Source organism: Sodalis sp. RH20, from assembly GCF_047324205.1.
In the GTDB taxonomy this organism is placed as follows: domain Bacteria; phylum Pseudomonadota; class Gammaproteobacteria; order Enterobacterales; family Enterobacteriaceae; genus Acerihabitans.
On sequence record NZ_CP178733.1, the window covers coordinates 408743 to 431539 of the forward strand.

Below are 22797 nucleotides of genomic sequence, written 5' to 3' on the forward strand. Positions count from 1 at the left end.
CGCCGGTTTGCGTTATGATCAAGATCACAGTTCCAGGTCTTTAGTCGGATTATAGAGGGCGTCATGGCGTTTATGATCAAAATTATCGAAAATAAGTTGTTATCGGACCATTGGTTTGTATTGCGGAGATTTGTTTTCGAACTGCAAAGAAAAGACGGCACGCCGGTACGCCAGATGCGCGAAGTCTACGACCGCGGCAACGGCGCCGTCATCCTGCTGTATAACCGCGCCAAAAACAGCGTGGTGCTGATACGCCAGTTCCGTATGCCTACCTACGTTAACGGCAACGCCACCGGCATGCTGCTGGAAGCCTGCGCCGGCCTGCTGGACGATGACTCGCCGGAGGAGTGCATCCGGCGCGAAGCCATTGAGGAAACCGGCTATGCGGTGGGAACGGTGGAGAAACTCTTTTCGGCCTATATGTCGCCGGGCGGCGTTACGGAAATCCTGCATTTTTTTGCCGCCGAATATGACGATGCGCAGCGCGACAACAGCGGCGGCGGTATTGATGATGAGGATATCGAAGTGCTGGAGCTGCCGTACCCTGAGGCCATGGCGATGGTGCAGGACGGCCGCATCCAGGACGGCAAGACCATTATGCTGTTGCAGCAGGCGCACATCCGGGGCTGGCTGAAGGCATAACGCCCAGGCGGCGGACGGCTGGGTAATCTGCGGCTGTAACGACTCGCGTTAATAAAGTACTGGATAAATACACATCTATGCTGTATATTTATTACACTACCGACAGGGAGCCTGTCTCCCGGCAAAGGCTCCGGTCCGGTGGTGAACCATAATGGGCTCTGTTCGGCGATATGCCCGCACTGCCTGTTTGCCGTACTGATAAAGACGTGGGGAAAGCTATGATGATATCCGCAGCGGGTTTTGAAACCCTTCATCAAACGGTCTCGATGAGCAGCCGTGAACTGGCCGGTCTGACCGGCATCTCCCACGGTGAAGTGAAACGCCTGATCAACAGCCTGGACGCCTCCCGGCGCCTAAGCCAGCCTGTGCGCGCGACGGATTATCAACGCCCGGACGGAACCTCCCAGGAATATCAGCTGAACAAGCGCGACTCGCTTACGGTCATTGCGCGGCTGTCGCCGGGCTACACCCCGGCGGTGCTCGATCGCTGGCATGAACGGGAAATGCAGCACGACCTGCCGGACTTTACCAACCCGGCGGTGGCGGCGCGCGCCTGGGCCCAGGAATATGAACGCCGCCAGGCGCTGGAAAACCGCCTTGCCGCTATCGCGCCCAAAGCGGATTTTTTCGATCGCTACGTGGTGGTCGACGGCGCCCTGGGGTTTCGCCAGGTCTGCAAATTACTGAAAGCCAAAGAAGCGGATTTCCGCCAGTTCCTGCTGGAACGCCAAATCATGTACCGCCTGTCCGGCGTGCTCACGCCGCACCAGCAGCACCTGGAGGCGGGGCGCTTTGAACTATACCGTGGCACCGGGGAAAACCGCCACGCCTTTTCCCAGACCCGCTTCACGGCCAAAGGCGTAAAATGGGCCGCCGGCTTATGGGCGGCGCATATCGCCCAGGAACAAAAAGGCGCCGCGGCCTGAGTACCGTTTCCGCCGCTTCCCGGCATAAAAAAAAACAGCCGGCAAATGCCTGCTGGTTTCAGAAGCAGGGTAGTCACGGAGAATGAAATCCGCAGGTAAACCTGTTCAAGGCAGAGCGTGACGATGGGGTCGACTCGGGCGTGGTGTTGCCGCCCGACCGAGCGCCCAAGACTACTTTAACAAGCCGCGCGCTTTTTCCAGCACATTCTCGACCGTAAAACCGAACACCTTAAACAGTTCCTCGGCCGGAGCCGATTCACCAAAGGTGGTCATGCCGACAATGGCGCCGTTCAGGCCGACATATTTATACCAATAATCGGCAATGCCGGCTTCAATCGCCAGGCGCGCCTGCACCCCATGGGGCAGCACCGCTTCACGGTACGCCTCATCCTGCTTATCAAACACGTCGGTGGACGGCAGCGACACCACCCGCACCTTACGGCCCTCGCCGCTCAGTTTCTCCCACGCCGCCACCGCCAGCGACACTTCCGAGCCGGTGGCGATAATAATAAGCTCAGGCGTACCCTCGCTGTCTTTCAGGACATAGCCGCCGCGGGCGATATCGGCCAATTGCTGCGCGCTGCGATCCTGCTGCGCCAGGTTCTGGCGCGAGAGGATAAGCGCGGTAGGTCCGTCATGACGCTCAAGCGCCTGCTGCCAGGCCACGGCGGTTTCCACCTGGTCGCACGGCCGCCAGTTGCTCATGTTCGGCGTCAGCCGCAGGCTCGCCAACTGCTCCACCGGCTGATGAGTCGGGCCGTCCTCGCCCAAGCCGATGGAATCATGGGTATACACCATGATCTGCCGCGCCTTCATCAGCGCCGCCATACGCACCGCGTTGCGGGCATATTCCACGAACATCAGGAAAGTGGCGGTATAAGGCACAAAGCCGCCGTGATGCGCGATACCGTTGCCGATAGCGGTCATGCCGAACTCGCGCACGCCGTAATGAATATAGTTGCCCGCGGCGTCATCGGCGATGGACACCGATTTCGACCAAAGGGTCAGGTTGCTCGGCGCCAGGTCGGCGGAGCCGCCCAACAGTTCCGGCAGCAGCGGGCCAAAAGCCTCCAGGGCGTTTTGCGAGGCTTTACGGCTGGCGATACTGGCCGGGTTGGCCTGCAGTTTTTCGATATACGCCTTGCTCTGCGCCTGCCAGTCGGCGGGCAAATGGCCCTGGGTACGGCGCTTGAATTCCGCCGCCAGCTCCGGGAAGGCTTTTTCATAGGCGGCGAATTTTTCGTTCCAGGCGGACTCTTTGGCCGCGCCGGCCTGTTTGGCGTCCCACCCGTCATACACCTCTTGCGGGATGACAAACGGCGGCTCGTTCCAGCCGATGGCCTTACGCGTGGCGGCGACTTCGTCGGCGCCCAGCGGCGCGCCGTGCGCCCCATGAGTGCCGGCTTTATTCGGCGAGCCGAAGGCGATTACCGTCTTGCACATCAGCAGCGACGGCTTATCGGTCACCGCGCGCGCTTCTTCAATCGCCGCTTTCACCGCAACGCTGTCGTGACCGTCAACACCGCGCACCACGTGCCAGCCGTAGGCTTCAAACCGCTTGGCGGTATCGTCGTTAAACCAGCCCTCCACATGCCCGTCGATGGATATGCCGTTATCGTCGTAGAACGCCACCAGCTTGCCGAGCTTCATGGTGCCGGCCAGGGAGGAGACCTCGTGGGAAATGCCTTCCATCATGCAGCCGTCGCCTAAAAAGACATAGGTATGATGATCGACGATCTCATGGCCCGGACGGTTAAACTGCGCCGCCAGGGTGCGTTCGGCGATGGCGATGCCCACCGCGTTGGCGAGGCCCTGGCCCAATGGGCCGGTGGTGGTTTCCACGCCGTCGGTATAACCGTATTCAGGGTGGCCCGGTGTTTTGGAATGCAGTTGACGGAAGTTTTTCAACTCTTCGATGGGAAGGTTGTAGCCGGTCAGGTGCAGCAGGCTGTAGAGCAGCATCGAGCCGTGGCCGTTGGAAAGGATAAACCGGTCGCGATCCATCCATTTCGGATTGGACGGATTATGGTTCAGATAATCGCGCCACAACACTTCGGCGATATCCGCCATGCCCATCGGGGCGCCGGGATGGCCGGAGTTGGCTTTTTGAACCGCATCCATGCTTAAGGCGCGGATGGCATTGGCAAGCACTTTACGAGAGGTCATTGAATGCTCCAAAGATTACAGTTTGGCCGCCAGGAGGTCTTCCAGGCTCTGTTGGTCCACCGCAAACTGACGAATGCCTTCAGCCAGTTTATCAACGGCCATCGGATCCTGGTTGTGTTCCCAACGGAATTCGGGTTCGGACAACGGGGCGGGCTGGTGAAAACCTTCAGTGGAAGGAGAGAGCTTGCGCTCTACCGGTTCTTCGCTGTTATGCAACTCTTCCAGCAAGGCCGGGGAAATGGTCAGGCGATCGCAGCCGGCTAACGCCAGGATCTGTTCCGTCTTGCGGAAGCTGGCGCCCATGATCACCGTCTGGTAGCGATGTTCTTTATAATAATCATAGATAGCGCGCACCGACTTAACGCCCGGATCCTGTTCCACATCGTACGGTTCCATCGGTTTACGCTGGTTATACCAGTCATAGATGCGCCCGACGAACGGCGAAATCAGGTATACGCCGGCTTCGGCGCAGGCACGGGCCTGGGCGAACGAAAACAGCAGGGTCAGGTTACAGTTGATGCCTTCCCGTTCCAATTCCTCCGCCGCCTTGATGCCTTCCCAGGTGGAGGCCAGCTTGATCAGGATACGGGATTTATCAATGCCCTGATCCTGGTAAAGGCCGACCAGTTTGCGCGCCTTGGCCACGCACATACCGCGATCGAATGACAGGCGGGCATCCACTTCGGTGGAGACGCGGCCCGGGACGCTTTTCAGTATTTCGACGCCAATATTCACCGCCAGCTTATCGCTGGCATTGATGATCTGCGTTTCCCGGGTGCCGCCCTGCTTGCGGGCATAGGCCAGCGCGTCTTCAAACAGCGGCTGGTAGGCGGTCAGGCTGGCGGCCTTGAGGATCAGCGATGGATTAGTGGTGGCATCCTGCGGGGTATAATGACGAATCGATTCGATGTCGCCGCTGTCGGCCACGACGGTAGTGAATTGCTTTAGCGCTTCTAACTGATTCATTTCTCAACTCCATGAAGAAAATAATACATCTGATCTAAGTTACAGTTAACCTAAGGATAACACTGCCTCAACAAGACGCAGAATGAAATGCGCTTTTTCTGATTATTATAATGGACAAAAACGATGGCGGCCCCGCGGCAAGCGGGGCCCGGGCGCCGAATAAAAAGCGGCGGCCCGTCCGCCGCCGGCGCCGCCGTGTGCCGGGTGAAACCGTGGCGTCGTCAGCCTTTGGCCTGCTGCAGCCACTTATCCAGCTCGCGGGCGAATTCCTGGCGTTCGCGCTGGCTGAGCGGCGGCGGCCCGCCGGTCTGGATGCCGCTGGAGCGCAGGGTATCCATAAAATCCCGCATGGTCAGCCGTTCGCGAATCGTCTCGGGTCGGTACATCTCGCCGCGCGGGTTGAGCGCCACCGCGCCTTTTTCCAGCACTTCCGCCGCCAGGGGAATATCGGCGGTGATCACCAGATCGCCCGGGCCGACGCGGCGGACGATTTCATTATCCGCCACGTCAAAGCCGGCGCCGACGCGCAGGGTGCGGATAAAGGGCGAGGGCGGCACCGCCAGGGTCTGGTTGGCTACCAGCGTCACCATGACCGACAAACGTTGCGCGGCGCGGAATAAAATCTCCTTGATGACCTTGGGGCAGGCATCGGCGTCAACCCATATCGCCATTAACGTTCTCCTTGGGACAGCCAGTCGCGCACCGGCAGGAAGTCGCGGTACAGCGCCGCCTCCGGGCTGTCCGGCTGCGGTTGATAATCATATTCCCACCGCACCTGCGGCGGCAGCGACATCAGAATGGATTCCGTGCGCCCGCCCGAATGCAGCCCGAACTGCGTACCGCGATCCCAGACCAGGTTGAACTCGACGTAGCGCCCGCGGCGATAGAGCTGAAACTGGCGTTCCCGCTCTCCCCACGGCAAAACCTTGCGCCGGCGGACTATCGGCAGGTAGGCGTCCAGGTAGCCTTCGCCCACCGCACGGGTAAAGGCATAGGCCCGCTCGAAATCCGGCGTGTTGAGATCGTCGAAAAACAGCCCGCCGATGCCGCGCGCCTCGTTGCGGTGTTTCAGGAAGAAGTAGTCGTCACACCAGCTTTTGTAGCGGGAATACACATCGTCGCCAAACGGACGGCAGAGGTCATGGGCGGTCTGGTGCCAGTGCACCGCATCTTCCTGGAAACCATAAAACGGCGTGAGATCGAAGCCGCCGCCAAACCACCACACCGGATCGGCGCCGGGTTTTTCGGCGATAAAAAAACGCACGTTGGCATGGCTTGTGGGAACGTAGGGGTTGTGCGGATGGACCACCAGCGACACGCCCAGTGCCTGAAAGCTCCGCCCGGCCAGTTCGGGCCGGTGCGCGCTCGCGGAGGCGGGCAGGCGCGCGCCCTCCACGTGGGAAAAATTGACTCCCGCCTGTTCAAATACCCGGCCCTGGCGCAGGACCCGGGTGCGCCCGCCGCCGCCCTCGTCGCGCGTCCACAGGTCTTCCCTGAAGGCGCCGCCGTCTTCCGCGGCTAGGGCATGGCAGATTCTGTCCTGCAGATCCAGCAGGAAGCCTTTGATATGTCCAATATCAGGTGAAGTCATGTCGCAAGCCCTGGTTGATTGCGCGCGGGGTTAAGGCCGCGCGGAGATATAGGCCATGCAGTATAACCTCGCCGGCTGCCGTGACCAACCGCCGCAACGCCCCTTAAGGGCGGGTGGCGCCGCCCGCATGCCGCTCATGGGCGTCGAAATAGGCGAAAAAGTCCACGATGCCGCTGCTGATGGCCGAGGCGATACGATCCTGAAACGCCGCGGTTTCCAGCAACTGCTCCTCCCGATGGTTGGTGATAAAGGAGGTTTCCACCAGTACCGACGGGATCGAGGCGGATTTCAGCACCGCGAACGCCGCCTGCTCGGTATGCTGGCTGTGCAGTTGATGCACCGGCCGGATATGGTTAAGCAGGTGGCGGCCCAGCGTCAGGCTGTTTTTAATGGTATCGGTCTGCACCAGATCAAACAACACCTGCTGCAGATAATTATCCTGCTGCCGGTATTTGCCTCCCGCCACGTCATCGGCGGCGTTTTCCTTTTGCGACAGATATCCGGCCATGGCGCTGCTGGCGCCGCGATTAGACAGGGCGAATACCGACGCGCCGGCGGCGTCCGGGCTGGTAAACCCGTCGGCGTGGATGGAAACAAACAGATCCGCCCGGTGCTCATGGGCCAGCTCGACCCGCCGGAACAAGGGAATAAATTCGTCCTGCTCGCGGGTCAGCCGGGTCTGGATATGGCCGTGCCGCGCCAGGTTGTCGCGCACCTTGTTGGCAATCGCCAGCACCACATGCTTCTCCTTGGCGCCCTGGTGGCCAATGGCGCCGGGATCGATGCCGCCATGGCCGGGATCAATCATCACGCAGTGCGGACCGCCGGCGGGCCTGGGCGCGCCCGGGCTTGCGGGCAGCAGCGCGCCGGCGGCAAAGCCCGGCCGGGCGGTCAACGAGGCCAGCGCCAGGCACGACAGCAGCATTTGGCGGCGGGATTGCAGAATATTCAGGGGGGCGGAGGGTATGACTTTTTTCATGACCATAGCTAAAACAGACCGGATGCTGAGGGTTGGCGGCAAATGTTAGGGTATAACATAAGAATCTCCCGCGATCGATGGCGGAACTATGTCCATCTATTACCTGCCGGCGCGCGGGAAAAACCGTTATCAGGTTAATAAGCAAGAAATAGCGCTCCCGGCGACAATGTTATTTGCCTTCAGGGTAAATAACGCGATAATCAGGCTATTAGGTTTATTTGCTTGAGATTACGGCGGTCAGCTATGGAAATCCGTGTATTTCGTCAAGACGATTTCGAGGAAGTGATTACGCTTTGGGAACGTTGCGATTTGCTGCGTCCCTGGAACGATCCGGAAATGGATATCGAGCGCAAAATGCAGTGCGGCGCCGACCTGTTTATGGTGGCCGAGGTGGCGGGGGAAGTGGTCGGCTCGATTATGGGCGGGTACGACGGCCATCGCGGCTCGGCCTATTATCTTGGCGTACACCCCGATTACCGCGGCCGGGGCATTGCCAACGCGCTGATAAGCCGTCTGGAGAAAAAGCTTATCGCGCGCGGTTGTCCGAAGATCCATCTGATGGTGCGCGAAGACAACGAGGCGGTGATCGGCATGTATGAAAAGCTGGAATACGAACTTATCGAGAGCGTGACCCTGGGCAAGCGGCTGATCGAAGATCAGGAGTACTAGCGCGGCGGGGGAAGGGCCGGTGGTCGTGCCGGCCCCGGCCGGCTTATTGCTTCAGGAGATGTTCCACGTCCACGTTTACGCCGTGGCGATCCTTATCCAGCTTACCGCTGATGACCAGTAAATCCTTGGGAGAGACATCCTGCCCGTTCCATTTATCATTATCGATTTCCACCTCGATACTGCCGGTATGGTCGCGAAACAGGTATTTATCCCCGCCAAGCTTTTTCTCGATATTGCCCTGCAGGGTGACCCAGGCATTGTCTTTCATCCCCTTGGCCTGCTTTATGGTGACCTGCTTGGCATCGGCGGAGCCTCTGAAGCCGCTTTGCTGTTTGTCGGGGGGCGGGGGCGGCTCGTCGCCGTGAAAACCGCCGTTTTGCGCCAGTGCCGGCAGGCTGCATAATAGGATAAGCGCGGCAATTGTCGCTTTTTTCATCATCAATAGTTCTCCTTTTAAATCGGCCCATGCCGCCGTAACCGGTGGAATGGGCAGGGTAGAATCCCGATTATTTATTTATACAATGAAAACCTAAGCATGGCACATGGCGCTTGATTTGCGAGCCCGCCGTCATTACGGGGCCGGTAAACAGACATTAACGCACCCTATAATCCGTTATCCGCCGGAATGTTCCCGTGTTAGAAGCGGGGTTTGTCAAAAAATCCGATAAATGGCACTTTACGTCGCTTGCGGTATCCAATACCGCAAACGCTTGCCGGAATCTTTGTTAAGGAGTTTACATGAAGCAGTTGCGCCCGTTGATTATCGGGCTTCCCATTTTGTTGGCGGGCTGTTCGACCCTGTCCAATTTCTCCTGGTCCAGCCTGTCGCCGTTTAACTGGTTCGGCAGCAGCGCCACTGTCGGCGATACCGGCGTCGGCAATGTTACCGCCGCCACGCCGCTGGAACATGAGGCGCTGGATAAGGCGCTGAACGGCAATTATCGTCTGCGCGGCGGCATGGAGACGCGCAGCGGCGGTATCGTCGCCTTTTACCAGGCGTTAAAAGACGATCGGGTAAAGATGACGTTTTACGGTCCGCAGGCGGGGAAGGTTGAACGCGTGGAAGTGACGGACAGCGATATCGCCAGCGCCTGGGGCGTAAAAATCGGCACGCCCTTCAGCAGTCTGTACGACAAAGCCTTCGGCGCCTGCGCGCGCGGCGCAGGCGAGGATCAGGTGGTGTGCGCCGCGCCGCAGAGCCGCCATGTGAGCTATGTTTTTTCCGGCACCTGGCATGGTCCGGATGAGCTGATGCCGGCGGACGACACGTTAAAAAGCTGGCGGGTCAGCAAAATAGTCTGGCACGCCAACAGCGCCAATTAAGCCGTTCCCCGCCGGCGGCGCGCATGACATGCCGGCGCGGCTCACCGCCGCAGCCGGCATTTTTTTACCCTGGTTCCTAGCCTTAACGGCCGCCGTCGGGCGGCGTTTTACGCACCATGAGGGTGCTTATAGCTTTTCATGCTCTTAAAGCAGAAAAAGGTATAAAAAACCGTTACAGGTTATAGGGCTGTTATAAATAAACTGTATCACCATAAGGCAGGTTTTATAACGCATGAACCAAAGGTAAAGAATGAATCAAACGCTGATTTCAAGCCGTGCAGTCAAAGGTTGCATCGCGGCGGTATTGCTGGCTTGCGGTCCGGCTCACTCGACTGAATTGCTGAACAGCTCCTATGATGTGTCGCGCGAGCTGTTTGCGGCCCTGAACCCGGCGTTTGAACAGCAGTGGCAAACGCAGCATCCCGGCGACACGCTGACCATTAAACAATCCCACGCCGGCTCCTCCAAACAGGCGCTGGCGATTTTGCAGGGCCTGAAAGCGGACGTGGTGACCTACAACCAGGTTACCGACGTGCAGATCCTGCACGACCGCGGCGATTTAATCCCGGCGAACTGGCAAAGCCGGCTGCCCAACAATAGCTCGCCGTTTTATTCCACCATGGCGTTCCTGGTGCGCAAGGGCAATCCCAAAAATATCCATGGCTGGAACGATCTGGTGCGCGACGACGTGAAGCTGGTGTTCCCCAACCCGAAAACCTCCGGCAACGGGCGTTATACCTATCTGGGCGCCTGGGGCGCCGCCAGCCTTGCGGACGGCGGCGACGAGGCGAAGACCCGCGCCTGGATGCAGAAATTCATCGCCAATGTCGAGGTTTTCGACACCGGCGGCCGCGGCGCCACCACCACCTTTGCCGAACGGGGCCAGGGAGACGTGCTGATCTCCTTTGAATCGGAAGTGAATAATATCCGTAACCAGTACGGCACCGACAACTATGAGGTTATCGTGCCCGCGGTGAATATCCTGGCGGAATTCCCGGTGGCCTGGGTGGATAAAAACGTCGAGAAAAACGGCACCCTCGAGGCGGCGAAAGCCTACCTGAATTACCTTTACAGCCCGGCGGCGCAGCAGGTCATCGCCAACTTCTATTACCGGGTCAATAATGACGCCATCATGACGGCGGCGAAGGATAAATTTCCGGCAATCACGCTGTTTCGGGTCGAGGACCAGTTCGGCGGCTGGCCGCAGGTCATGACCACCCATTTCGGCAATGGCGGCGAGCTGGATAAATTAATCGCGGCGGGACATCGTTGATGTTGGCCCTGCAAAGCAAACGCGTGCTGCCCGGTTTCGGCTTGAGCCTGGGCAGCAGTCTGCTGTTTGTCTGCCTGATTTTATTATTGCCGCTGAGCGCGCTGGTGATGCAGCTCGCGCAGATGAGCTGGCAGCAGTATTGGGAGGTGATCACCAGCCCGCAGCTGCTGGCGGCCTATAAGGTCACGCTGCTGTCGGCGGGCGTCGCCTCGCTGTTTAACGCCGCGTTCGGCATGCTGATGGCCTGGATCCTGACGCGCTATGATTTTCCCGGCCGCCGGCTGCTGGACGGATTGATGGATTTGCCCTTTGCCCTGCCCACGGCGGTGGCGGGCCTGACCCTGGCGACGCTGTTTTCCACCACCGGCTTCTACGGAGCCTGGCTGGCGCACTTCGGCATCAAGGTATCCTATACCTGGCTGGGCATTACCGTGGCGATGGCCTTTACCAGCATTCCGTTCGTGGTGCGCACGGTGCAGCCAGTGCTTGAGGAACTGGGCCCGGAATATGAAGAAGCGGCGCAAACCCTGGGCGCCAGCCGCTGGCAGTCGTTTCGCCGGGTGGTATTGCCGGAGGTGGCCCCGGCGCTGCTGGCCGGCGCCGCGCTGTCGTTTACCCGCAGCCTGGGCGAGTTCGGCGCGGTGATTTTTATCGCCGGCAATATCGCCTGGAAAACCGAGGTCACCTCGCTGATGATTTTCATCCGGCTGCAGGAGTTCGATTATCCCGCCGCCAGCGCCATCGCCTCGGTGATCCTGGCGGCGTCGCTGCTGCTGCTGTTCGCCATTAACGTCTTGCAATCGCGCTTTGGCAGGCGCCTGGGAGGTCACTGATGGCTGATATCTCCGCCTTTAACGGCGCGGAACGCGTGCGCACCGACTGGCTGAAATGGCTGTTAATCGGCACCGGCATGGTGATTTCACTGCTGTTTTTGGTGATCCCGATGGGCTACATTTTCGTCACCGCGCTGGCGGATGGCCTGGCGCCGGTTTGGCGCAACCTGAACGATTCGGACATGCTGCACGCCATCTGGCTGACGGTGCTGGTGGCGCTGATCGCCGTGCCGGTCAACGTGGTGTTCGGTACGCTGATGGCCTGGCTGGTGACCCGGTTTAACTTCCGCGGCCGGCAGCTACTGCTGACGCTGATGGATGTGCCGTTTGCGGTATCGCCGGTAGTGGCCGGCCTGCTGTATCTGCTGTTCTACGGATCCAACGGCCCGCTGGCCGGCTGGCTGGACACCCATAATATCCAGCTGATGTTTGCCTGGCCGGGCATGGTGCTGGTCACGGTGTTTGTCACGTGTCCGTTCGTGGTGCGCGAGCTGGTGCCGGTGATGCTAAGCCAGGGCAGCGACGAGGATGAGGCGGCGATTTTGCTCGGCGCCTCCGGCTGGCAGATGTTCCGCCGGGTGACGTTGCCCAATATCCGCTGGGCGTTATTGTACGGCGTCATCCTCACCAATGCGCGCACCATCGGCGAATTCGGCGCGGTGTCGGTGGTTTCCGGCTCGATTCGCGGCGAGACCTATACCTTACCGTTGCAGGTTGAATTGTTGCATCAGGATTACAACACCGTGGGCGCCTTTACCGCCGCCGCGCTGCTGACGCTGATGGCTATCGTTACATTATTCCTGAAGAGCGGTTTGCAGTGGCGCCTGGCGCGCCAGCAGGCGCATCTTCGGCAGGGGGAGCAGTGATGAGTATCGAAATCGACAATATCAGCAAATATTTCGACAGCACCAAGGTGCTGAACAATATCTCCCTTGATATTCCCACCGGCGAGATGGTGGCGCTGCTGGGACCGTCCGGTTCCGGCAAGACCACCCTGCTGCGCATTATCGCCGGTCTTGAGCACCATAACAGCGGCCATCTGCGTTTTGGCGGGCAGGATGTCAGCCAGCGTCATGCCCGCGATCGCCATGTTGGTTTCGTGTTCCAGCACTATGCGCTGTTTCGCCATATGACCGTGGCCGACAATATCGCCTTCGGCCTGACGGTATTGCCCAGGCGCGCGCGTCCCTCCGCCGCCGCCATCAAGCAGAAGGTGGCGCAACTGCTGGAGATGGTGCAGCTTGGCCACCTGGCCAACCGCTTCCCCTCGCAGCTTTCCGGCGGACAGAAACAGCGGGTGGCGCTGGCGCGCGCCCTGGCGGTGGAACCTGAAATCCTGCTACTCGACGAGCCCTTCGGCGCGCTGGATGCTCAGGTGCGCAAAGAACTGCGCCGCTGGCTGCGCCAGCTGCATGAAGAGCTGAAATTCACCAGCGTGTTTGTTACCCACGACCAGGAAGAAGCCATGGAAGTGGCCGACCGCGTGGTGGTGATGAGCCAGGGCAATATTGAGCAGGTCGGCACGCCGCAGGACGTCTGGCGCGAGCCGGCCACCCGTTTTGTGCTGGAGTTCATGGGCGAGGTAAACCGGCTGGATGGCGAAATCCGCGGGTCGCAGTTGTATATCGGCCAGTATCATTGGCCGCTGTACTATGCGCCCATCCACCAGGGCCACGTGGATCTGTTCCTGCGTCCCTGGGAAATGGAGATCGCCGATCAGCCCAGCGATCGTTGTCCGCTGCCGGTGCAGGTCATTGATATCAGCCCGCGCGGGCATTATTGGCAACTGCTGGTCCAGCCCGTCGGCTGGCACCAGGAGCCCCTGAGCGTGGTATTGCCCGGCGCGGGCGTGACGCCGCCGCGGCGCGGCGAGCGGTATTACCTCGGGGCGCAGAACGCCCGCCTGTATGTGGGCGATAAGGCGTTGCAACCCGTTGCTTTCGCTGAAAGCGCTTGATAAGTTCTTTACCTTACCCCTTCTCGCAACAGGCGGCCCGGCGGCCGCCTGTTTTATTATTGGAATAGCGACGTGACAACCCTTGAACAATGCATAGGCAATACCCCGTTGGTAACATTAAGCCGTATGGGGGCGGGGACCGGCAGCGAGATCCGGGTTAAGCTGGAAGGCAATAACCCGGCCGGCTCGGTCAAGGATCGCGCGGCGCTGGCGATGATAGCCCAGGCGGAGCGGCGTGGCGAAATCGCGCCGGGCGATAGGCTTATCGAAGCCACCAGCGGCAATACCGGCATTGCGCTGGCGATGATCGCCGCCATGAAGGGCTACCGGCTGCGGCTGCTGATGCCGGAGAACATGAGCATGGAGCGGCAGGCGGCGATGCGCGCCTATGGCGCCGAGCTGGTGCTGGTCAGCCGGGAGGAGGGGATGGAAGGCGCGCGCGACCGGGCGCAGGATATGGCGCGCTCAGGCGAGGGCAAGGTGCTCGACCAGTTTAATAATCCTGATAATACCTATGCCCACTTTTCCACCACCGGCCCGGAAATCTGGCGGCAAACCGCGGGCGGCATCACCCACTTTGTCTCGGCCATGGGCACCACCGGCACCATCACCGGCGTCGGCCAGTACCTGAAAAACCAGAACGGCGGCGTGCGCGTTATCGGGCTGCAGCCCGCCGAAGGCAGCGCTATCCCCGGCATACGCCGCTGGCCGCAGGCCTATCTGCCAGGCATATTCCGCCCGGAGGTGGTTGATGTGATCATGGATATCCACCAGCGGGAAGCCGAGGACACCATGCGTCAGCTGGCGCGCGAGGAGGGCATTTTCTGCGGCGTCAGCTCCGGCGGCGCGGTGGCTGGCGCGTTGCGCATTGCCCGCGAGGCGCCTGGCAGTCTGGTCGTGGCGATTATCTGCGATCGCGGCGACCGTTATCTTTCCACCGGCGTGTTTGACGCGGTCTGAACGACTTACCTGATTAGCGGTCTGCATAAGGGGATAATTCGCCTGCCCGGCGCGGTTTTATGCCATGCTTAGGCCTGATGAAGAGAGATGCCGCTGTTATGGAGAAAAATATGAAGATTTTGCTGGTTGACGACGATCAGGAACTGGGCAAGATGCTCAGTGAATACCTGAGCGCTGAAGGATTTACCACGTCGTTGGCCCTGACCGGAAAGGAAGGCGTCATCGGCGCGTTGTCCGGCGACTATACCGCCATGGTGCTGGATATCATGCTGCCGGATATGAGCGGTACCGATGTGCTGCGCCAGGTGCGCAAAAGCAGCCGTATCCCGATTATCATGCTTACCGCCAAAGGCGATAATATCGACCGGGTGATCGGGCTGGAAATGGGCGCCGACGACTATATGCCCAAACCCTGTTATCCACGCGAACTGGTGGCGCGGCTGCGCGCCGTGATGCGCCGGTTTGACGAGCAGCGCAGTGAACCGCCGGAATCGGGGGCGGTACGCTATGGCGAACTGACGCTCAACCCCGCCACCCGCTCCAGCCAGTGGCAGGGAGTGGCCTTTGACCTCACCGCCTCGGAGTTTAATTTACTGGAATTGCTGATGCGCACGCCGGATCGCGTGGTTTCGAAGGACGACCTGTCGGAAAAGGGATTGGGCCGTCGCCGCGAGGCCTACGATCGCAGCGTCGATGTCCATATCAGCAATATTCGCCAGAAATTATCCGTTTTGCCCGGCAGTAATCTGAGTATTGAAACCGTGCGCAGCATCGGTTACCGGATTCGCTAATGGCCAACCGGGGTCGTTTGTTCTGGAAGATACTGCTGGGATTCTGGCTGATTTTCCTGTTGATCACCCAACTGCTCTGGGTGGTGTTCTCCCTTTACGGCAGCCATCACGAGCCGCCCGAGGAAAATATCGCCCGCCGTATCGCCAACCTGCAGCTTGACTCCGCCGCGTCCGTACTGGCCAGCGGCGGGACACCGGCGTTCGAGGCCCTGCGCGCGGCATGGACGAGCACCGATCGGCAGTTCTTCTCCTTTGTCGCCGACGTCGCCGATCCGGTCGCGGACGATACCACCCGCTTCGGACCGCCCGACATCATCAGCCGGCGGGTTACCGCCGCCGACGGACGGCATTACCTGCTCAGTTACGATCTTCTCGGGCTGCGCCATGACGCGCACCAGGGACGCCGCGGCAGCATTTTGCATATGCCAAGCCCGTTGTTCTGGCTGGGCCTGACGGGCGGGCTGCTGTTCAGCATGCTGCTGGCCTGGAACCTGACCCGGCCGATGCTGATGCTGCGCAGGGCGTTTGAACGGGTATCCCGCGGCGATTTAAGCGTGCGCCTGCTGCCGGTGATGCGTCGGCGCCACGACGAAATTACCGACGTGGCCAAGGATTTCGACGCCATGGCCGAACGGTTGCAGGTGCTGGTCAGCGATCGCGAGGCGTTGCTGCATGACGTTTCCCATGAGCTGCGCTCGCCGCTGGCGCGCCTGCAGCTGGCCATCGGCCTGGCGCACCAGAATCCGAATAATGTTTCCGCATCCCTGGATCGCATCGAACATGAGGCGGGCCGTCTGGACCGGATGATTGGCGAGCTGCTGGCGCTCACCCGCGCCGAGCACCAGGGGTCTGCCGGCGAAGACTATTTTGATCTGTACGGGCTGGTGGAGGCGGTGGTCAACGACGCACGCTACGAGGCGCAGGTGCCCGGGGTGGAAATCGCGCTGAGCGCCGCCCAGCCGGAAGACTATACCGTGAAAGGCAATGCGGAAATGATGCGGCGCGCGGTGGAAAATATCGTGCGCAACGCCGTGCGTTTTTCCACCCACGGGCAACGCGTCAGCGTGACGCTGTCCCGGGTGGAGACTCAACTGGATATTACCGTTGCCGATCAGGGGCCGGGCGTGGAGGAGAGCAAGCTCTCGAGTATTTTCGATCCCTTCGTGCGCGTCAATTCGCCCTTGAACGGCAAGGGCTACGGCCTGGGCCTGGCCATCGCCCGCAAGGCGGTGCTGGCGCACGGCGGGCAGGTGGAAGCGTTTAACGGCGCCAGCGGCGGCCTGGTCATCCGTATCCGTATTCCTCACTGGGCCTGAACCCTGCGCGTGTTTAAGGGTGCAGATGGCGTAGCGTCGGGCCAGTTTTTTAGTCAACTGCGCGACAGGCTTGCGGGGGGGGACTTATGTTGCCGTAGTGAGGGTTTCGCTGACGCTTGCGGGTGAGGTTTATGTTGCCGCGGCGAGGGTTCCGTTTGTGGTTTGCGGGGCGGTTTATGTTGCCGTGGCGTGGGTTTCGCTTGCCGTGCGTGAGGTGTTCATAGGTATTGCCGGGCGCCGGCAAGCGACAAAGAGGCCGTACCGCGACGGCCTCCTTGACCTCCGCGCGTCCGGCAGATCGTGCGCCGCTGCGCGGTGCCCGGCATCACCCATCCCGGCTTTTGGACCGCCCGATATGCGCTCCCGGCGCAATCCGGGCTTTCGCCGCTCCCGGCGGCTCATCCAGCCGTGATGCGCGCCGCCGGCGCACTCTATGCCGGCACCACGTCAACACCATCGCCTGTGAGTAAAATAGCGTTTTTGGGTTTCTTGCGGCATGCACTTACCGGGAAAAATATCAGCATCCATTTTGGCCCAGAGTCTACCCGCTGATGGCCGAAAGTGTAATGCTTACTATTAAAGCTTAAAGTTGAATGATAAACACTTTACTGCCTAACTGCCTAACTGCCTAACTGCCTAACTGCCTAACTGCCTAACTGCCTAACTGCCTAACTGCCTAACTGCCTAACTGCCTAACTGCCTAACTGCCTAACTGCCTAACTGCCTAACTGCCTAACTGCCTAACTGCCTAACTGCCTAACTGCCTAACTGCCTAACTGCCTAACTGCCTAACTGCTAAGAGCATGCCTGTATGACCTGTCTTTTGCTCTACCAACTGCATCTATAACGGTCAATCGTCTGCCGACGCCAGACCTTATCCCAGGCAACAGCGTCGCGATCGCTTCATAGGCTGCAGGCGAACAGCGACATGTGGACCGGCATAAAGCGCGCTGACGGCGCCAGTGGCCCCGGCATGAGCCGCCGGGAGCGGCGAAAGGCCCGGTGGCGCCGGGAGCGCTAACCGGGCCGGTGCATAACGGGGACTTGGGCGGCGGAAGGCATCGCGCAGCGACGCGCGACCTGCCGGGCGCGCGGAGGTCAAGGAGGCCGTCGCGGTACGGCCTCTTTGTCGCTTGCCGGCGCCCGGCATTGCATATAACCACCGCACGCACGGCAAGCGAAACCCACGCCACGGCAACATAAACCTTACCGCAGCGGCATAAACCTTACCGCAGCAGCATAAACCTTACCGCAGCGGCATAAACCTTACCGCAGCGGCATAACCCTCGCCGCAGCGACATTCACTTGCACAGAACCTAAAGACCACCTCAGTCCCATGGCGCGACGGACCCCATGATCACCGGCCGCAATACAGACGTGTTAAAGGCAAATCATGGCAACACCGGGTTCAGCAAAGAGAAACGGCACCCGCTGGGGTGCCGTTTGCGCCGGACGATAACACATCCTGGCTGGGACTGGGTTGCCTGGTATTATTTCTTTATACGAATAATGGGTGTTTCGCCTACAACAACACTGCCGGTCAGCTTAATCAGTTCCTTGATCTCATCCATATTGGAGATCACGACCGGAGTCAAGGTGGATTTGGCTTTCTCTTCCAATAACGGCAGATCAAACTCAATCACGACGTCGCCTTTCTTGACGCGCTGACCTTCCTGTGCGATACGCTTAAAGCCCTCGCCCTTCAGCTCGACGGTATCGATGCCGAAATGGACAAAAAGCTCGATCCCGTTATCGGATTCGATGGAAAAAGCATGGTTGGTTTCAAAAATTTTCCCAATGGTGCCGTCAACCGGTGCCACCATTTTGTTACCGCTGGGTTTAATGGCAATGCCGTCGCCCACGATCTTTTCGGCAAAAACGACATCAGGCACATCTTCAATGTTAACAATTTCACCTGAAAGGGGTGCAACTATTTCTATGCTTCCCATGTCTTTCTTATCATCGGAAACCAGAGATTTCAGTTTATCGAACAAACCCATGATCTTCTCCTAAGCATTTATAGCGGGTCAGCGTCGTGAAATCAGCAGAGCGTTTTTTCTTCAATGAATTTGTTTATCAGATTCATCAACTCGTCCGCGGTCGGTTGAGCTAAAGCTTCCTCTGCTAACGCCTTTGCATCGCCAAAATTCGTATTACGAATAATTTTCTTGATGCGCGGGATAGAGATAGCACTCATGCTGAATTCATCCAGTCCCATCCCTAATAACAGTAGTGTAGCACGTTCATCACCTGCCAGCTCGCCACACATACCAGTCCATTTACCTTCCGCGTGAGATGCGTCAATAACCTGTTTAATCAGCGTCAACACCGCCGGTGACATGGGGTTGTAGAGATGCGAAATTAACTCGTTACCGCGATCCACCGCCAGAGTATACTGAGTTAAATCGTTTGTCCCAATACTAAAGAAATCAACTTCTTTCGCCAGATGATGGGCAATGGTCGCGGCGGCCGGTGTTTCCACCATCACGCCCACTTCGATAGACTCGTCGAAGGATTTCCCTTCCTCGCGCAACTGGGCTTTCAGCAGGTCCAGCTCCACCTTCAGTTCGCGCACTTCTTCCACCGAGATAATCATCGGGTACATAATGCGCAGCTTGCCGAAGGACGACGCCCGCAGAATGGCGCGCAGCTGCGCGTGCAGCATTTCCTTGCGATCCAGGCCGATGCGGATGGCGCGCCAGCCCAGGAACGGATTGTCTTCTTTCGGCAGGTTCATATAAGGCAAATCTTTATCGCCGCCGATATCCATGGTGCGCACGATAATGGAACCGGTGCTGAGGGATTCCGCCACGGCTTTATAGGCCTGGAACTGTTCTTCCTCGGTGGGCAGGGAGTCGCGATCCATAAACAGGAACTCGGTGCGATACAGGCCCACGCCTTCGGCGCCGTTGCGCTCGGCGCCCGCGACGTCGCGCACCGTGCCGATATTGGCGCACACTTCGACCTGATGGCCGTCAAGGGTAATGGCCGGCAGGTCCTTCAGCTTGGCCAGCTCAGTCTTTTCCAGCACGTACTGGCTGTGCAGCGCCTTGAGTTCTTCGATTTGCTGCGGCGTCGGATTGACATACACCTGGTTGTTGACGGCATCAAGAATCAGATAATCGCCATTAACCACGCTTTTAGTGACGTTGCCGGTGCCCACGATGGCCGGCAGTTCCAGGGAACGGGCCATAATGGACGTATGGGAGGTGCGCCCGCCCAGATCGGTGACAAACCCCAGCACCTTGTCAAGATTGAGCTGCGCCGTCTCTGAGGGCGTCAGATCGGTTGCCACCAGCACCACTTCTTCGGCGATGGCGCTTAAATCGATGATGGGCATGCCGAGAATGTTGCGCAGCAGCCGCTTGCCGATATCGCGCACGTCAGTGGCGCGTTCCTTCAGATATTCGTCGTCAAGCTCTTCCAGCGCCTTGGCCTGGGTCTCGATAACGTTGTAAACGGCGGCGTCCGCCGTCGCCAGGTCTTCTTTGATAAGGGCTATGATATCCTGCTCAAGCTCTTCGTCTTCCAATAACATGATATGGCCTTCGAAGATTGCTTCCTTTTCTTCACCGAAGGTTTCGCCAGCTTTGGTTTTGATCGCTTCCAGCTGCGCGGATGCTTTGGTACGTCCAGCCAGAAAACGCTCGATTTCCTGCTCAACCTGGTTGGCAGAAATCTTTTTCCGGTTGATGACGATGTCATCTTCCTTTAGTAAGAGCGCTTTACCAAAGGCGATGCCCGGTGATGCTAAAATGCCTGAAATCATAACCCTACCTTACTCACTCGTGACTCGCGTTAACGTAAAAAAACGGGCCTGGATTACTCAAGCTCTGCCATCAGTTTAACCAGATGTTCCACAGCTTTTTGCTCGTCTTCCCCTTCGGCGATAATGGCGACCACGGTACCCTGGGTCAGGCCCAGCGTTTGCAGTTTGAACAGGCTTTTTGCGCTGGCGCTTTTACCGTTGGAGCTTACGGTGATATCGGAAACGAAGCCTTTGGCTTCCTTGACAAACTGAGCGGCAGGGCGGGTATGCAGACCATTAGGTGCGGTAATCGTGACTTCTTGCTGGAACATTATGTTTCCCCAACTTATTAGATGATATCAGTGTTGTGGGGCTAAAGTTTAGCTTAAAACATGGACTTTAGCCTATATGGTTAGTGCCTGAGTATGTTACAAAGACAAAGATGTATGCGAGCAAAAAACGGTATAAAAGCATTTCTGGCTAACGCTTATGAAAGCTGTGATACGCCGTTGTGCCATTTACCATTATGCCGCTTTTGCGCCAAAATCCATAGGGCGTTAATCGATTCAGCTAGCAGAACAATTAATAGCCTGATTAATTTCATACATCGAAATAATTGTCTGCTTAAATACAAGACAGAGCCAACAAAATCAATTATGCAGGGGGCAAAAATTTGATCTACTCCACAAAAAAGCACCCGGCAGGGTGCTTTTTGGGGTAGAAGCGCACATAAGCGACGATGGATTTTACTGCTGCAACTCTTTTTCGGTAAACACATCGGCAAACAGCGCGGTGCTGAGATAACGCTCGCCGGAAGAGGGCAGTACCACGACAATGGTCTTGTCGGCGAAGGCCGCGTCTTCCTGTAATTTCAGCGCGGCGGCAACCGCGGCGCCGGAGGAAATGCCGGCGAGAATGCCTTCTTCTTCCATCAGGCGGCGGGCGGTGGCGATGGCCTCGTCGTTGGTGATCTTCACCACGCGGTCAATCAGGCTCAAATCCAGGTTTTCCGGGATAAAACCGGCGCCGATGCCCTGAATTTTATGTGGGCCGGGCTTGATTTCTTCACCGGCCAGCGCCTGGGTGATCACCGGCGAGTCCGTGGGTTCAACCGCCACCGAAATAACCGCTTTTCCCTTGGTCTTTTTCAGATAACGGCTCACCCCGGTCAGGGTGCCGCCGGTGCCGACGCCGGCGATGAAGACGTCGACATCGCCATCGGTATCTTCCCAGATTTCCGGGCCGGTGGTCTGTTCATGGATGGCCGGGTTGGCCGGATTGCTGAACTGTTGCAGCATCAGGTAACGCTTGGGATCGGTGGCCACGATCTCTTCCGCCTTGGCGATGGCGCCCTTCATGCCTTTCGGCCCTTCGGTGAGCACCAGGCTGGCGCCCAACGCCTTGAGCAGCTTACGGCGTTCGGTGCTCATGGTTTCCGGCATGGTCAGGGTCAGCTTATAGCCCCGCGCCGCCGCGACATAGGCCAGGGCGATGCCGGTGTTGCCGCTGGTGGGTTCCACCAGTTCAACGCCGGGTTTGAGCACGCCGCGTTTTTCCGCGTCCCAAATCATATTGGCGCCGATGCGGCATTTCACGCTGAAGCTCGGATTACGGGATTCCACTTTCGCCAGAATACGACCATTGCCGATGCGGTTTAAGCGGACAAGGGGCGTATGGCCGATGGTGTAGGAATTGTCTTCGTAAATGTTGCTCATGGCCGGTCCTTTACTGTAAGTGCAAATTGGGGGAATGATAACCAAAGCATACCCTTTCGCATGGCCGACGGAAGTAAAAGAATAGTATATCGATATGTTATTAAGACATAAGTTTTAAGAACGTACCGCCGGGGGGCGGGCCATTACCTCATAGGCACCGGCGCCGCGAAATCGGTACGATACCTGTCGACCCACATCGCCGTGGCGCCGCATACTGCCACCGGCATAATCACCAGATTAAGCAAGGGGATTACGGTACAGATATAGACCAGGGCACCGAACTGCAGGTTCTGGGCTTTGTGTCGCGCCAATGCGCGGCGCATGGCGATAAAAGGCACTTTGTGATTATCGAAGGGATAATCGCTGTATTGGATGGCCATCATCCAGGCGCCGAACAAAAACCACAGCACCGGCGCCACGGTCTGACCGAAGGCCGGTATCAGGTGCAACAGCAGCAGCGCCAGCGCCCGCGGCAAGTAGTACGCCAGTTTAAGCCATTCGCGGTGCAGGATGCGCGGCGTATCCCGGACCATGGCCATGACCCCGCTGTCGGGCAGGGTATGACCGGTGAGACGCGCTTCCAGCTGTTCGGCGAGCAAACCGCAGAACGGCGCGGCAATCCAGTTGGCGACGGTGCTGAAAAAATAGCTGAATATCAGCAGCACCGCCAGGACGCACAGCGGCCATAACAAATAGCCCAGCCATTGCATCCAGGCGGGGATATGTTCCATCAGCCTGGGGATCCAGATATTCAGACGTGTGTACAGCCACCAGAACGCGCCGCCGAGCAGCACGATATTCATGATAAGCGGCAGTACAACGTAGCGTTTGATGCCCGGCAGCATGATTAAATGCCAGCCGCGGACAAAATAATGGCAACCGCTGCGGGATTTTGTATCGTTAAACATTTTTTTCGACCATTTTTTATACGGAGAAAAAGGA

At 58.6% G+C, this 22797-nt stretch carries 22 protein-coding genes; 11 read left to right on the forward strand and 11 right to left on the reverse strand.

The window, feature by feature from the left end; genetic code table 11:
- Nucleotides 1–63 precede the first annotated feature (63 nt).
- Complete coding sequence (nudK, locus tag ACL2XM_RS01935) at nt 64–642, forward strand: GDP-mannose pyrophosphatase NudK (protein WP_413723390.1); 579 nt, start codon at nt 64–66, stop codon at nt 640–642.
- A 218-nt stretch (nt 643–860) separates the two neighbouring features.
- Complete coding sequence (locus ACL2XM_RS01940; RefSeq protein WP_410014098.1) at nt 861–1568, forward strand: phage antirepressor KilAC domain-containing protein; 708 nt, start codon at nt 861–863, stop codon at nt 1566–1568.
- 171 nt (nt 1569–1739) lie between these two features.
- On the opposite strand, the gene tkt is transcribed toward ACL2XM_RS01940, so the two are convergent.
- The 5 genes from tkt to amiA form a co-directional block, all read right to left on the reverse strand.
- The gene (gene tkt, locus ACL2XM_RS01945; RefSeq protein WP_413732205.1) at nt 1740–3734 is read right to left on the reverse strand and encodes a transketolase; all 1995 of its coding nucleotides are present in this window, start codon (nt 3732–3734) and stop codon (nt 1740–1742) included.
- A 15-nt stretch (nt 3735–3749) separates the two neighbouring features.
- Nucleotides 3750–4700 carry a transaldolase gene (gene tal / locus ACL2XM_RS01950; protein ID WP_410014100.1) on the reverse strand — a complete coding sequence of 317 codons (951 nt, stop codon included), beginning with the start codon at nt 4698–4700 and terminating at the stop codon, nt 3750–3752.
- Between the two features lie 221 nt (nt 4701–4921).
- Nucleotides 4922–5371 carry a YaiI/YqxD family protein gene (locus tag ACL2XM_RS01955; protein WP_410014101.1) on the reverse strand — a complete coding sequence of 150 codons (450 nt, stop codon included), beginning with the start codon at nt 5369–5371 and terminating at the stop codon, nt 4922–4924.
- The gene (gene hemF, locus ACL2XM_RS01960; RefSeq protein ID WP_413727903.1) at nt 5371–6291 is read right to left on the reverse strand and encodes an oxygen-dependent coproporphyrinogen oxidase; all 921 of its coding nucleotides are present in this window, start codon (nt 6289–6291) and stop codon (nt 5371–5373) included. The genes ACL2XM_RS01955 and hemF overlap by 1 nt, the downstream gene beginning before the upstream one ends.
- Nucleotides 6292–6394: 103 nt before the next feature.
- Nucleotides 6395–7270: an N-acetylmuramoyl-L-alanine amidase AmiA gene (amiA, locus tag ACL2XM_RS01965; RefSeq protein ID WP_410014103.1), complete on the reverse strand. Its 876-nt coding sequence runs from the start codon at nt 7268–7270 to the stop codon at nt 6395–6397.
- A 243-nt stretch (nt 7271–7513) separates the two neighbouring features.
- Here amiA and ACL2XM_RS01970 point away from each other — a divergent pair, with 243 nt between their 5' ends.
- Nucleotides 7514–7939: a GNAT family acetyltransferase gene (locus tag ACL2XM_RS01970; RefSeq protein ID WP_410014104.1), complete on the forward strand. Its 426-nt coding sequence runs from the start codon at nt 7514–7516 to the stop codon at nt 7937–7939.
- A 43-nt stretch (nt 7940–7982) separates the two neighbouring features.
- Here ACL2XM_RS01970 and ACL2XM_RS01975 read toward each other — a convergent pair whose 3' ends face one another.
- Nucleotides 7983–8378, reverse strand: coding sequence for a YgiW/YdeI family stress tolerance OB fold protein (locus ACL2XM_RS01975; protein WP_410014105.1), 396 nt, complete (start codon nt 8376–8378; stop codon nt 7983–7985).
- A 299-nt stretch (nt 8379–8677) separates the two neighbouring features.
- On the opposite strand from ACL2XM_RS01975, the gene ACL2XM_RS01980 reads away from it, so the two are divergent.
- From ACL2XM_RS01980 to ACL2XM_RS02015, 8 genes are all read left to right on the forward strand, one after another.
- On the forward strand, nt 8678–9262 hold the full coding sequence (locus ACL2XM_RS01980) for an RpoE-regulated lipoprotein (RefSeq protein WP_413732206.1): 585 nt from the start codon (nt 8678–8680) through the stop codon (nt 9260–9262).
- Nucleotides 9263–9512: 250 nt separating this feature from the next.
- Nucleotides 9513–10535 (forward strand): sulfate ABC transporter substrate-binding protein, encoded by a 1023-nt coding sequence (locus ACL2XM_RS01985; RefSeq protein WP_413732208.1) that lies wholly within the window; start codon nt 9513–9515, stop codon nt 10533–10535.
- Nucleotides 10535–11368: a sulfate/thiosulfate ABC transporter permease CysT gene (gene cysT / locus ACL2XM_RS01990; protein ID WP_410014108.1), complete on the forward strand. Its 834-nt coding sequence runs from the start codon at nt 10535–10537 to the stop codon at nt 11366–11368. The genes ACL2XM_RS01985 and cysT overlap by 1 nt, the downstream gene beginning before the upstream one ends.
- A complete protein-coding gene (gene cysW, locus ACL2XM_RS01995; RefSeq protein WP_410014109.1) occupies nt 11368–12234 on the forward strand; it encodes a sulfate/thiosulfate ABC transporter permease CysW in 867 nt (288 codons plus the stop codon). The genes cysT and cysW overlap by 1 nt, the downstream gene beginning before the upstream one ends.
- Complete coding sequence (gene cysA / locus ACL2XM_RS02000) at nt 12234–13325, forward strand: sulfate/thiosulfate ABC transporter ATP-binding protein CysA (RefSeq protein WP_410014110.1); 1092 nt, start codon at nt 12234–12236, stop codon at nt 13323–13325. Before cysW ends, cysA begins: the two co-directional genes overlap by 1 nt.
- A 72-nt stretch (nt 13326–13397) precedes the next feature.
- The gene (gene cysM, locus ACL2XM_RS02005; RefSeq protein ID WP_413723384.1) at nt 13398–14285 is read left to right on the forward strand and encodes a cysteine synthase CysM; all 888 of its coding nucleotides are present in this window, start codon (nt 13398–13400) and stop codon (nt 14283–14285) included.
- Nucleotides 14286–14395: 110 nt separating this feature from the next.
- Nucleotides 14396–15076, forward strand: coding sequence for a response regulator transcription factor (locus ACL2XM_RS02010; RefSeq protein ID WP_410014112.1), 681 nt, complete (start codon nt 14396–14398; stop codon nt 15074–15076).
- The gene (locus ACL2XM_RS02015) at nt 15076–16392 is read left to right on the forward strand and encodes an ATP-binding protein (RefSeq protein ID WP_410014113.1); all 1317 of its coding nucleotides are present in this window, start codon (nt 15076–15078) and stop codon (nt 16390–16392) included. Before ACL2XM_RS02010 ends, ACL2XM_RS02015 begins: the two co-directional genes overlap by 1 nt.
- Before the next feature lie 1490 nt (nt 16393–17882).
- On the opposite strand, the gene crr is transcribed toward ACL2XM_RS02015, so the two are convergent.
- The 5 genes from crr to cysZ form a co-directional block, all read right to left on the reverse strand.
- Nucleotides 17883–18392, reverse strand: coding sequence for a PTS glucose transporter subunit IIA (gene crr, locus ACL2XM_RS02020; protein WP_413723383.1), 510 nt, complete (start codon nt 18390–18392; stop codon nt 17883–17885).
- Between the two features lie 41 nt (nt 18393–18433).
- Nucleotides 18434–20161 carry a phosphoenolpyruvate-protein phosphotransferase PtsI gene (gene ptsI / locus ACL2XM_RS02025; protein WP_410014114.1) on the reverse strand — a complete coding sequence of 576 codons (1728 nt, stop codon included), beginning with the start codon at nt 20159–20161 and terminating at the stop codon, nt 18434–18436.
- A gap of 53 nt (nt 20162–20214) precedes the next feature.
- Nucleotides 20215–20472, reverse strand: coding sequence for a phosphocarrier protein Hpr (ptsH, locus tag ACL2XM_RS02030; protein ID WP_162368145.1), 258 nt, complete (start codon nt 20470–20472; stop codon nt 20215–20217).
- 414 nt (nt 20473–20886) lie between these two features.
- On the reverse strand, nt 20887–21855 hold the full coding sequence (gene cysK, locus ACL2XM_RS02035; protein WP_410014115.1) for a cysteine synthase A: 969 nt from the start codon (nt 21853–21855) through the stop codon (nt 20887–20889).
- A 143-nt stretch (nt 21856–21998) separates the two neighbouring features.
- Nucleotides 21999–22763 (reverse strand): sulfate transporter CysZ, encoded by a 765-nt coding sequence (gene cysZ / locus ACL2XM_RS02040; RefSeq protein ID WP_410014116.1) that lies wholly within the window; start codon nt 22761–22763, stop codon nt 21999–22001.
- Between the last annotated feature and the right edge of the window lie 34 nt (nt 22764–22797).